We start from the raw sequence: 11,660 nt of genomic DNA on the forward strand, positions 1-11,660 counted from the left end.
GGTGCGGCGAAGGCGGTGGTGACGGGGCCGGCGATGGCGCCGCCGGTGAAGGCGAGGCCGGCGGCGGTCAGGGCGGTCTTACGGATCAGATCGGTACGCATGATGGCGTGCTCCTCTGCATCGGGGGAACCCGCACGACACTCAACGGGGGGGGTGCGTGCGACGTGCGGGGAAAGTTCGAGGGGTTCTGCCCGGTGACCCGCGACGAGGGGGTCGGCGTCGGGAAGGGTGTGACGGGTGCCGGTGGCGGATCATTCCGCCTACCCATCGGCCGGCTGGGGTGCTCGGCCGTTCGGGGGATGTAACCGGGGCGGCCCGGCGGGTGTTCCCGGCGGCTGCCCTGCCCGGCCGTTGTCGTGCTCGGCCGTTGTAACCGGGGCGGCCTGGCGGGTGTCCCGGCGGGGCCGGCGCGCCCATGACCCGCTGTTGCCGGGGTCTGCCAGGTATAACGACCTGGCCTGGCCGCCGATTCCGCCGACGGGGTGGCCCCGACCACCCGACAGCCGACACCAAACCCGACAAACCACCCACCCTGTGGGCCTGCCGAACCCGACACGGCGGTCACGGAGGCTGATCCACTCGGGTTCCTGAAAGTCGCGGTGTCCCGGTGCCGGGGACGCCCCGACCTCATGAAAACCGAGTGGATCGTGCCGGTCTGCGCCGTTCGCGCGCCTCGGGACGGTCTGAGGCGCAGAACGTGACGCGGATCGGCCGGCAGCGCGCCATACGGAACCTCACGTCCCGCAAGATCGTGCTCGATCCAGGAAACAGGCCCCTCCCCACGCCATGAGGCCACTACATCCAGGATCGAGCACGATCATGGGGGCGCGGCCGCCCATCACGGGGCGAGTAAGGACAGCCAGAGTGAGCCGATCGGCTGCGCCTCCGGCCGGGCGAGCGACGACAGTGCTCAGGTGCTGGGCTTCGCTTCCGCGCCGTCGCCTGCCTTCGTGTCCTTGTCCAGTGCGGCCAGAATCGCTTCGGCGGTGCGCCGTCCCACCCCCGGCACCTCGGTGATCTCCTCGACCGTCGCGGCCGAGAGTCGCTTGAGCGAGCCGAAGTGCCGCAGCAGTGCCTTGCGACGCACCTCGCCCAGGCCGGGTACGTGATCCAGCGCCGACTCGGTCATCCGCTTGGAGCGGCGCTGTCGGTGGAAGGTGATGGCGAACCGGTGGGCCTCGTCACGCACCCGTTGCAGCAGGTAGAGCCCCTCGGAGGTGCGCGGGAGGATGACCGGGAACTCGTCGTCCGGGAGCCACACCTCCTCCAGCCGCTTGGCCAGCCCGCACAGGGCCACGTCGTCGATGCCCAGGTCGGCGAGGGCCTGCGCGGCGGCCGCGACCTGTGGGGCGCCGCCGTCGACGACCACCAACTGTGGCGGGTACGCGAATTTTCGGGGCCGGCCGGTGGTCGGATCGATCAGGACGCCGACCTGCGGCTCGACAGCGTCCTGAGGGGCGGTCGATTCGTCGGCCGACTCCACGCCCACCTCGCCCGTCTCGGCCCTGGCGTCGAGGTAGCGGGCGAAGCGGCGCCGGAGCACCTCGGACATCGCGGAGAGGTCGTCGGTGGCGCCCCGGACGATGAACCGCCGGTACTCGCTCTTGCGGGGCAGCCCGTCCTCGAAGACCACCATGCTGGCGACCACGTCGGTGCCCTGGATCTGGGAGATGTCGAAACACTCGATGCGCAGCGGTGAGGTGCTCATGCCCAGCGCCTCGCTGATCTCGTCCAGCGCCTTGCCCCGGGTGGTCAGATCACCGGAGCGCTTGAGCTTGTGCCGGGCCAGCGCGTCCTTGGCGTTGCGCTCCACCGTCTCCATCAGTGAGCGTTTGTCGCCACGCTGCGGCACCCGCAGCGACACCCGACTGCCCCGGTGGTTGGAGAGCCATTCGGCCAGCGCGTCGGCGTCCGCGGGCAGCTCGGGGACCAGCAGTTCCCGGGGCACGTCGGCCTCGCCGTGCTCGCCGCCGTACACCTGGGTGCAGAAGTGGTGCACCAGGTCCCCGGTGGTCAGGTCCTCGGTCTTCTCCACCACCCAACCGCGCTGGCCGCGGACCCGGCCGTCGCGGACGTGGAAGACCTGCACAGCCGCTTCCAGGGGGTCGTCGGCGAACGCGACGACGTCCGCGTCGGTGCCGTCGCCGAGCACCACTGTCTGCTTCTCCATGGCCCGGCGCAGCGCGGCCACGTCGTCGCGCAGCCGGGCTGCCCGCTCGAACTCCAGCTGCTCGCTCGCCTCGGTCATCTCACGTTCGATCTTGCGGACCATGGTGTCGGTGCGCCCGGCCATGAAGTCGCAGAACCCGTCGACGATGGCCCGGTGCTCGTCGGCGGAGACGGTGCCGACGCACGGCGCCGAGCACTTGCCGATGTAGCCCAGCAGGCAGGGACGACCGACCTGGCCGGCCCGCTTGAACACCCCGGCAGAGCAGGTCCGCGCGGGGAACACCCGCAGCAGGAGGTCGAGGGTCTCCCGAATCGCCCAGGCATGCGAATACGGGCCGAAGTAACGCACCCCCTTGCGCTTCGCGCCGCGCATCACCTGTAGCCGCGGGTACTCCTCGTCGAGGGTGACGGCCAGGTAGGGGTAGGACTTGTCGTCGCGGTAGCGGACGTTGAACCGCGGGTCGTACTGCTTGATCCAGGTGAACTCCTGCTGGAGCGCCTCGACCTCGGTGCCGACGGTGATCCAGTCCACCGACTCGGCGGTGGTGACCATCTGCCGGGTGCGCTCGTGCAGGTTCCAGACGTCACCGAAGTAGGAGTTGAGCCGGCTGCGCAGATTTCGCGCCTTGCCGACGTAGATCACCCGGCCGGTGCCGTCGCGGAAGCGGTAGACCCCCGGTAGCTCCGGGATGGTGCCGGGTGCGGGGCGGTAGGTCGAGGGGTCAGCCACGTCAGCAAGCCTAGCCAGCGGGTCGGACAACGCCCCGATTCGGGCCTCGGATCATTGGAAACACGTAAAGAGAATTGACGGATAGCGAAACGACAAAGGTCAATTCCTGCAGAAGCGACTAGCTTACCTGCATGGGCGGTTTCACCGTAGATCCGGACGAGGTTGCCGGCTTCGCGGAGCGGATACTGACCGCGTCGCAGGAGTTCGGCGATAGAATGCTGCTGGCTCAGGAGCAGTTTCCGGCCCCGTTGACAGCCTTCGGCGACACGCCGACCGCGACGTTGGCCTACGACGCCTGTCAGGGCGCGACGGACGCGGTGATGGCCGCCGCCGGCGCGCTGCACGCGGTGTTGGAAGGTGACGCCGACCGCCTCTACCTGGTCGCGTTCTCGACCCAGCAGACCGACGACGAGGCCGGCGGGCTGATGGGTGGCCTGCTCGGCGGGTCGACATGACCGCCCTCGGAGTGCCGTCCACCCAGGCACCGATGGTCACGGACGACCTGTGGTCCCTGAAGGCCGACCCGGAGCGGCTGATGGCCGCGGCCAAGTCGTGGCGAGGGCTCGCCGATGCGGCTCGCGACAGCGCGGCGGACACCAAACACGGGGCCAACGCGTTGTTCAACAGCGGGTGGAGTGGTGAGGTCGCCGACACGTACGCCGGCCACGGCCGCAATCTGATCGTGGACCTCGACGAGTTCGCGTCGCTGGCCGATCGCGGTGGTCAAGCGGTCGAAGACCTGGCGGACGCGCTGGGCCGCGCCCAACTGCTGCTCCACGAGGATTGGAGGGCGTTGACCAGGGCGGTGCGGGCCGAACGGTCCGACGACCAGGTCACCTTCATCCTGACCGATGCGGCCGACGCCACCGCAGTGCAGACCGCCATCGACGCCGCTGAGGCGATCCGCCGGCCGGCCTGGGAGGTACATCACGAGGCGGCGGCGAACCTACGGGCAATCTCTGAAGGCCTGGCGACCATCACCAGTGCGTGGCAGCGGTTCATCGGCGGTTCGTCACCCTTCACCCTGCCGGACGAGCCGTCAGGGCCCAGCGTGATCCTCGTCGAGGGCCGGATGATCGTCAATACCGACAGTGGCAACGACCACATCCGCGTTGTCCGCGACCCCTTCAGCGGCGAACTCAGGGTGGAGGGATTTACCGTCAGCGAGGACGGGGACGGCTTCAGGTTGACCACTACCTTCAGCGAGAGAGTGCCGGACGGGGCGGCGACCATCACGACTATCTCGACGGCGGCCGGGGCGCCGACGTGCTCTCGGGCGGCCGTGGCGACGACACCATCGCCGGTGGCGCCGGCGACGACACCATCTACACCGGACGGGGCACGGACACGGTGTCGGGTGGCACCGCGGGCGCCGACGGTGATCTGGTGTACGGGCAGACGCAGCGCGAGACCGGCACAGCCGGCACCGAGAAAGCCGACGCCTTCGACGGCGCGGAGAGCGTCGAGCACGTCGACGTGTCCAACGACGTCGGTTCCCGCCTTGTCATCGACGGCTCGGACGAGTTCACCGAGCGGATGCAGGACGACCTGGACACGTTCGAGTCCTCGCCGAATGGTCAGCTCATGCTGGCTGCCTTGGACGACACCGAGCACGACATCGAGATCACAGAGATTTCCGGCGACCCGTACGGCAGAGCGACGTACAACACCGAGGACGGGGTGTCCGGCCTCGAGATCGACCCCACGTATGACAACTTCCAGGGGGAGGCGCCCCCACCAGTCGTGCTGTTCCACGAACTGGCGCACGTCTATGACCGCCAGAACGATCTCTCCCTCGACGGACAGTACGTGAACCCCGACGACCCGGATACCGGAACTGGTGGCTCAACCGAGGTGGGTGAGGGCGTGAAAAACGCCGAACGCCAGGCCACCGGGCTGCCTGTCGACCGGGACGGCGACGGCCAATTCGAGATCGATGACCGCCACCCGATCGAATACACCGAGAACGGACTGCGCGCCGAGATGCGGTTGGACGACCGGGAAACCTACGGCGTCGCGGAACCGTACAGCGAGGAGCACGGCGGCTGACTCGTCGCGGCGGTCCCGGCACCCGTGCCGCCCACGTCCCCCGCCCTGGCGACGGAGGACGTGGGCGGGCGCGGTCAGGCGAGCGAGATCTGGTCGCCGGTGACCTTGATGTTCTTCGGCGGCAGCGGCTTGGTGGCCGGGCCGGCCTTCACCGAGCCGTCCTCGATCGAGAACTTGCTGTTGTGGCAGGTGCAGTTGATGGTGCCGCCGTCGACGTTCGTCACCGGGCAGTTCTGGTGCGTACAGATCGGGCTGAAGCCCTTGAACTGACCGGCCGTGGGCTGGGTGATGACCACGCCTTCGGCGGCGAGGACCTTGCCGCCTCCGACCGGGATGTCGGCGGTGGTGGCCAACGACTGGGCGTTCTGCCGGTCGCCGCCGCCGGCGTCGCCGGTGCTGGGTACGGCGGGGCCACCACTGGTGGGTGCGTCACTGCCGCTGCCGTTGCCGCCGTCGTCGCTGCCGCAGGCAGCCAGGACAACGGCTGCGCCGACCGCCCCGACGCCGGTGAGCAGGGTACGACGTGTCTGCGTACCCGGACCGGTCAGCGCCTGATCGTCACTCATGCCTCGCCTCTCTCTAGCCCGCTGCCGGTCGAAGGCCGGCCACACTTCTCCACACGGGCAACTGTGCCGGATGGTTCAGCGCGGCACTCGTCCGACCCGGCAAATGGGGCGGGGCGGGTCGGTTGACGACCCGCCCCGCCCCGCGTACACGCACAGAAGGGTCAGCGCGCGGCGGCCGGCACCTTACGGCTGGCCCGCGCCTTGGTCACGCCGTTGGCCTTGGCCGCCCGGGTGGTGGCGGCAGCCGCACCCTTGGCCTTGCCGTCGAGCTTGAGCACCTGGCGCAGGAACTCGCCGGTGTGGCTCTCGGCCACCTCGGCGACCTCCTCGGGGGTGCCGGTGGCGAGCACGGTGCCGCCCCGGTGGCCACCCTCGGGACCCATGTCGATCAGCCAGTCCGCGGTCTTGATCACGTCGAGGTTGTGCTCGATCGTGATCACCGTGTTGCCCTTGTCGACAAGCCCTTCCAGCACCATCAGCAGCTTGCGGATGTCCTCGAAGTGCAGACCGGTGGTCGGCTCGTCGAGCACGTAGACCGTCCGCCCGGTGGAGCGCTTCTGCAGCTCGGAGGCGAGCTTGACCCGCTGCGCCTCACCGCCGGAGAGGGTCGGCGCGGGCTGACCGAGGCGGACGTAGCCCAGGCCGACGTCGACCAGGGTCTTCAGGTGCCGGTGGATGGCCGGGATGGCGGAGAAGAACTCGGCGGCCTCCTCGATCGGCATCTCCAGCACGTCCGAGACGGTCTTGCCCTTGTAGTGCACCTCCAGGGTCTCCCGGTTGTACCGGGCGCCCTTGCAGACCTCGCAGGGGACGTACACGTCGGGGAGGAAGTTCATCTCGATCTTGATGGTGCCGTCACCCGAGCACGCCTCGCAGCGCCCGCCCTTGACGTTGAAGGAGAACCGACCCGGGCCGTACCCGCGCACCTTCGCCTCGGTGGTCTCGGCGAAGAGCTTGCGGACGTGGTCCCAGACACCGGTGTAGGTGGCCGGGTTGGAGCGCGGCGTCCGGCCGATCGGCGACTGGTCCACGCCGACGACCTTGTCCACGTGCTCCAGCCCGGAGACCCGGGTGTGCCGGCCCGGCACCAGCCGGGCGCCGTTGATCTGGTTGGCCAGCACCGCGTACAGGATGTCGTTGACCAGCGTCGACTTGCCCGAGCCGCTGACCCCGGTGACAGCGATCAGTTGGCCCAGCGGGAACGAGACGGTCAGGTTGCGCAGGTTGTGCTCCCGCGCGCCGTGCACCACCAGCTCGCGGGCCGGATCCTGCGGGCGGCGGCCCGTCGGCGTCGGGATCGACCGCCGACCGGACAGGTACGCCCCGGTGATCGACTCCTTGTTCTTCAGCAACGCCGGCACCGAGCCGCTGTGCACGATCTTGCCGCCGTGCTCACCCGCGCCGGGCCCGATGTCGACGATCCAGTCGGCGGTGCGGATGGTGTCCTCGTCGTGCTCCACCACGATCAGCGTGTTGCCGAGCCCGCGCAGCCGGATCAGGGTCTCGATCAGCCGGTGGTTGTCGCGCTGGTGCAGCCCGATCGACGGCTCGTCGAGCACGTAGAGCACGCCCACCAGGCCGGAGCCGATCTGGGTGGCCAGCCGGATGCGCTGTGCCTCACCGCCGGAGAGCGTGCCGGCCGGGCGGTCCAGGGAGAGGTAGTCCAGACCGACGTCGAGCAGGAACCGCAGCCGGGCGTTGATCTCCTTGAGGACCCGCTCGGCGATCATCTTCTGTCGGTCGGTCAGCTCGATGCCGACGAGCAGGTCGGCGCACTCCCCCACGGACAGGTTGCAGACCTCGGCGATGCTCTTGCCCGCGAGGGTGACGGCGAGGACCTCGGGCTTGAGCCGGGCACCGCCGCACGCCGCGCACGGCACGTCGCGCATGTAGCCCTCGTACTTGTCGCGGGACCACTCGGACTCGGTGTCGGAGTGCCGGCGCTCGATCCACTGCACCACGCCCTCGAAGCCGGTGTAGTAGGAGCGCTCACGGCCGTACTTGTTGCGGTAGCGCACGTGCACCTGGTCGTCGGAGCCGTGCAGGATCGTCTTCTGTGCCCGCGCCGGCAACGCCCGCCACGGCGTGTCGATGTCGAAGTGCTGTGCCTCGCCGAGCGCCTCCAGCAGGCGCAGGAAGTATTCCAGGTTGTGCCCGGTGGACCAGGGCTGGATGGCGCCCTCACGCAGGCTGCGCTCCGGGTCGGGGACCAGCAGCTCGGGGTCGACCTCCTTCTTCGTGCCCAGGCCGGTGCACTCCGGGCAGGCGCCGTAGGGCGCGTTGAAGGAGAAGACCCGAGGTTCGAGATCCTCGATGGCGAGCGGGTGGTCGTTGGGGCAGGCCAGGTGCTCGGAGTAGCGGCGCTCGCGGTCCGGGTCGTCCTCGGGAAGGTCGACGAAGTCGAGCAGGACCAGGCCGCTGGACAGGCCCAGGGCGGCCTCGACCGAGTCGGTGAGCCGCTGCTTGGCGCTCGGCTTGACGGTGAGCCGGTCGATCACCACCTCGATGGTGTGCTTCTCCTGCTTCTTGAGCTTCGGCGGCTCGGTCAGCGGGTGCACCACGCCGTCGACCCGGGCCCGGGCGTAGCCCTTGGCCTGCAGCTCGGCGAAGAGGTCGACATATTCGCCCTTGCGGCCACGAATCACCGGTGCGAGCACCATGAACTTGGTGCCCTCGGCCATGGCGAGGACCCGGTCGACGATCTGCTGCGGACTCTGCCGGGAGATGCGCTCACCACAGACCGGGCAGTGCGGCTCACCGATGCGGGCGTAGAGCAGACGCAGGTAGTCGTAGACCTCGGTGATGGTGCCGACGGTCGAGCGCGGGTTACGCGAGGTGGATTTCTGGTCGATCGAGACGGCCGGGCTCAGACCCTCGATGAAGTCGACGTCTGGCTTGTCCATCTGGCCGAGGAACTGCCGGGCGTACGACGAGAGCGACTCGACGTAGCGGCGCTGCCCCTCGGCGAAGATCGTGTCGAAGGCCAGGCTCGACTTGCCCGACCCGGACAGCCCGGTGAACACGATGAGTGCGTCCCGGGGCAGGTCGAGACTGACGTCACGCAGGTTGTGCTCGCGCGCGCCACGGATGATCAGTCGGTCGGCCACGGTGCGTGTACTCCCGGGAGAAGACGAAGCGAAGGATCTGTCCCGCTCTGGGTGGTCTTGAGCGGTCGTGCGGGCGCGGAAAACACGCCTCGGCAACTCTAGCCCCGAGGTATGACAGTTTCCCTCGCCCGCACATTCCCCCAGCTCAGCCCGGTCGGCCGCACCACCCGGAAGCCCGGGCCACCCGAAACCGCGCGCCACCCGGAAGCCCGGGCTACCCGAAACCGCGCGCCACCGGAAAGCCCGGGCTCCCGCGTCGGCGGCACCCGGTCAGTAGCCGCCGGGCGCCGGCGGACGCGCGGCCCGGCGTCGGGCCGAACGCCACCCGCCGCGTCGCTCCGCCGCCACCCGGGTCTCCCGCCGTCGGCTCTCGTGGGCCACCTCACTCTGCAGCCGCCGCCAGCTCTCCCACCGGCGGGTGGACAGCTCACCGGCGTGCAGCGCCTCCCGGACCGCGCAGGCCGGCTCGCCGTCGTGACCGCAGTCGGCGTACCGGCACCCCTCGGCCAGCCCGGCGATGTCGGCGAACGCCCGGTCGAGCCCGGCCGCGCCGTCCAGCAGGCCGACCGCCCGGACACCGGGCGTGTCGATCACCGCACCGCCACCGGGGATGGGTACGAGAGCCCGCCAGGTGGTGGTGTGCCGACCCTTGCCGTCGACCCGCCGGATCGCCTGGGTGGGCATCATCACCGCGCCGACGAGGGCGTTGACCAGGCTCGACTTGCCCGCACCGGACGGGCCGAGCAGGCCGAGCGTACGGCCGGGCGTCACCTCGGCGCGCAGCGGTTCCAGCCCGAGGCCACGTTCGGCGCTGACCGGCAGCACCGGCACCCCGGGGGCGACCACGGCCAACTGGCGGGCCAGCGCGGCCGGGTCGGCCGCGAGGTCCGCCTTGGTCAGTACGACAAGTGGCCGGGCGCCGGACTCGTGGGCCAGGGCGAGCAGCCGCTCGATCCGGCCCACGTCCGGCTCGGGGTGCACCGGCTCCACCACGGCGGCGGCGTCGAGGTTGGCGGCCAGCACCTGACCGCTGGCGTCCTTGCCGGCGGTACGCCGGATCAGCGCCCCTCGCCGCGGCAGCACCGCCTCCACTGTGACGCGGTGGTCCGGCCAGTGGGTGAGCAGCACCCAGTCCCCGGCGCAGGGCAGCGCGGACGGGTCCCGCGCGGCGACGGTCAGCACCGCCCCACCCAGGCTGGCCCGGACCGGGCCGACTGCGGTGAGCACCGTGCAGACCCCCCGGTCCACCCGGGCCACCCGACCCGGCTGGTACTCGCCGCGGCGCGCGGCGTACGCCGTCCGCTCGGCGTCCCAGCCGAGGGCGGTCAGATCGATCGTCATGTCATCCTCATCGGTGTCGAAGCTGGTGATGGCGGAACACGCGTGCCACGTCCGGCATGATCACCACCTCCGTCCGATGTCCCGGTGCCGCGTCTGCCGCTGACGGTAGGTCGCGCGCCGACGCGCCGAAAGCGATTTCCCCGGCGACGGCGCGACGGCGGACCGCTAGGGTCGACGGGTGACCACGGATCCGCTGCTGCTGATGGGCGAGGTGGACGCGGCCACCAGCCGTCTACTGCGTACCGCCGCTTCTTTCGACACCGCGGACCTCGCCGCCGCGTCGCTGCTGCCGGGCTGGACACGCGGCCACGTGCTGGCGCATGTGGCGCGCAACGCCGACGGCTTCGTCAACCTGCTCACCGCGGCCCGCACCGGGGCGGCGCTGCCGATGTACGCCTCGTTGGACGCCCGCACCGCGGACATCGAAGCCGGTTCAAGCCGGCCACCGGCCGCGCACCTGGACGACCTGCGACGCACCGCGGACCTGTTCTCCGAGGCGGTCGCGGCGATGCCGGCCGACGCCTGGGCGGCGACGGTGCAGGCGCGTAAGGGCCCGTGGCCGGCGGCGCTGCTGGTCTGGGGCCGACTGCGGGAGATCGAGGTGCACCACCTCGATCTGGCCGCCGACTACCGGGCCGCGGACTGGTCGGAGACGTTCGCCCACCGTCTGCTGCGGGAGGCGGCCAGCCATCACGGCATGGGGCCGACACCGCCCTCGATGGTCCTGCGCCTCGACGGCAGCGACCATGAGGTGGTGATCGGGGAGCGCGTAAACGCCCCGATCGTCGCCGGCCCCGCCCCCGACCTCGCCGCCTGGCTGATCGGCCGCGCCAACGGCGCCCCGCTCTCCGTCACCCCTGACGGCCCCCTGCCTACTCCACCGGAATGGATATAGAAACGTCATGACATACAGCGGAGACGTCACGCACGGCGGCGCACCGGCGGTTCGGGAACTGGACGGGCTGACCATCAACAAGCTGTCGGTGGGTCCGATGGACAACAACGCCTACCTGCTGCGGTGCACGGGCACCGGTGATCAGGTGCTGATCGACGCCGCCAACGAGGCGCCCCGGCTGCTCGAACTGATCGGTGACGGTGGGCTCACCGCCGTGGTGACGACCCACCAGCACATGGATCACTGGGTGGCGTTGGAGGAGGTCGTCGCCAAGACCGGCGCCCGGGCGCTGGTGCACGCCGAGGACGCGGCGGGGTTGCCGATCGAGGCGGAGCGGCTGGCCGAGGGCGACACCGTGGCGGTCGGCGACTGCGCGCTGGAGGTCATCCACATCAAGGGGCACACCCCGGGTTCGATCGCGCTGCTCTACCGCGACCCGGCCGGCACCCCGCACCTCTTCACCGGCGACAGTCTCTTCCCCGGTGGGGTGGGCAACACCGACAAGGACCCGGAGCGCTTCGCGGCGCTGATCGGTGACGTCGAGCACAAGCTGTTCGACCAACTCCCCGACGACACCTGGTTCTACCCGGGCCACGGCAAGGACAGCACCCTGGGCGCCGAGCGCCCCGCCCTCCCCCAGTGGAAAGCCAGAGGCTGGTAACCCACCACCAAACAGAAGACCCAACGTCGACCAAGAACCACCAAGATCAATACCTCACCGACGGCGGCGGTTGTTCTCCGTCGTTGGCTGAGTTGTCTTCGTTCCGGGGGCGTGGGGGGCTTGGAGTCGGGTGCGGTGGGTG

At 70.2% G+C, this 11,660-nt stretch carries 9 protein-coding genes and 1 pseudogene; 5 read left to right on the plus strand and 5 right to left on the minus strand.

Translation table 11 applies throughout. The annotated features are described in order from the left end of the window. Positions 1-910: 910 nt before the first annotated feature. Entirely contained in the window at positions 911-2,899 is a 1,989-nt protein-coding gene (gene uvrC / locus DLJ58_RS31865; protein WP_124862347.1) for an excinuclease ABC subunit UvrC, read from the minus strand. A gap of 131 nt (positions 2,900-3,030) precedes the next feature. Between uvrC and DLJ58_RS31870 the strand changes: the two genes are divergently transcribed. After that, positions 3,031-3,354, plus strand: a complete 324-nt coding sequence (locus tag DLJ58_RS31870) for a hypothetical protein (protein ID WP_124862350.1) — start codon at positions 3,031-3,033, stop codon at positions 3,352-3,354. A 472-nt stretch (positions 3,355-3,826) separates the two neighbouring features. Here the strand turns inward: DLJ58_RS31870 and DLJ58_RS34780 are convergent, their stop codons facing one another. Then, positions 3,827-4,135 carry a hypothetical protein gene (locus DLJ58_RS34780; protein ID WP_124862353.1) on the minus strand — a complete coding sequence of 103 codons (309 nt, stop codon included), beginning with the start codon at positions 4,133-4,135 and terminating at the stop codon, positions 3,827-3,829. A gap of 30 nt (positions 4,136-4,165) precedes the next feature. On the opposite strand from DLJ58_RS34780, the pseudogene DLJ58_RS35240 reads away from it, so the two are divergent. Next, a pseudogene (locus DLJ58_RS35240) lies at positions 4,166-4,249 on the plus strand (hypothetical protein); the annotation flags it as partial. Beyond that, positions 4,250-4,948, plus strand: a complete 699-nt coding sequence (locus DLJ58_RS31880; RefSeq protein ID WP_124862356.1) for a type III secretion system effector protein — start codon at positions 4,250-4,252, stop codon at positions 4,946-4,948. 74 nt (positions 4,949-5,022) lie between these two features. Here the strand turns inward: DLJ58_RS31880 and DLJ58_RS31885 are convergent, their stop codons facing one another. From DLJ58_RS31885 to rsgA, 3 genes are all read right to left on the minus strand, one after another. Next, complete coding sequence (locus tag DLJ58_RS31885; RefSeq protein ID WP_124862359.1) at positions 5,023-5,514, minus strand: Rieske (2Fe-2S) protein; 492 nt, start codon at positions 5,512-5,514, stop codon at positions 5,023-5,025. Between the two features lie 161 nt (positions 5,515-5,675). Beyond that, positions 5,676-8,621 carry an excinuclease ABC subunit UvrA gene (uvrA, locus tag DLJ58_RS31890; protein ID WP_124862361.1) on the minus strand — a complete coding sequence of 982 codons (2,946 nt, stop codon included), beginning with the start codon at positions 8,619-8,621 and terminating at the stop codon, positions 5,676-5,678. 270 nt (positions 8,622-8,891) lie between these two features. After that, positions 8,892-9,962 (minus strand): ribosome small subunit-dependent GTPase A, encoded by a 1,071-nt coding sequence (gene rsgA / locus DLJ58_RS31895; protein ID WP_124862364.1) that lies wholly within the window; start codon positions 9,960-9,962, stop codon positions 8,892-8,894. A gap of 178 nt (positions 9,963-10,140) precedes the next feature. Between rsgA and DLJ58_RS31900 the strand changes: the two genes are divergently transcribed. Then, on the plus strand, positions 10,141-10,857 hold the full coding sequence (locus DLJ58_RS31900) for a maleylpyruvate isomerase family mycothiol-dependent enzyme (protein WP_124862367.1): 717 nt from the start codon (positions 10,141-10,143) through the stop codon (positions 10,855-10,857). 7 nt (positions 10,858-10,864) lie between these two features. Beyond that, a complete protein-coding gene (locus DLJ58_RS31905) occupies positions 10,865-11,518 on the plus strand; it encodes an MBL fold metallo-hydrolase (RefSeq protein ID WP_124862370.1) in 654 nt (217 codons plus the stop codon). The last annotated feature ends 142 nt before the right edge of the window (positions 11,519-11,660 follow it).

Origin of the sequence: Micromonospora arida (assembly GCF_003857035.1) — a bacterium.
In the GTDB taxonomy this organism is placed as follows: domain Bacteria; phylum Actinomycetota; class Actinomycetes; order Mycobacteriales; family Micromonosporaceae; genus Micromonospora; species Micromonospora arida.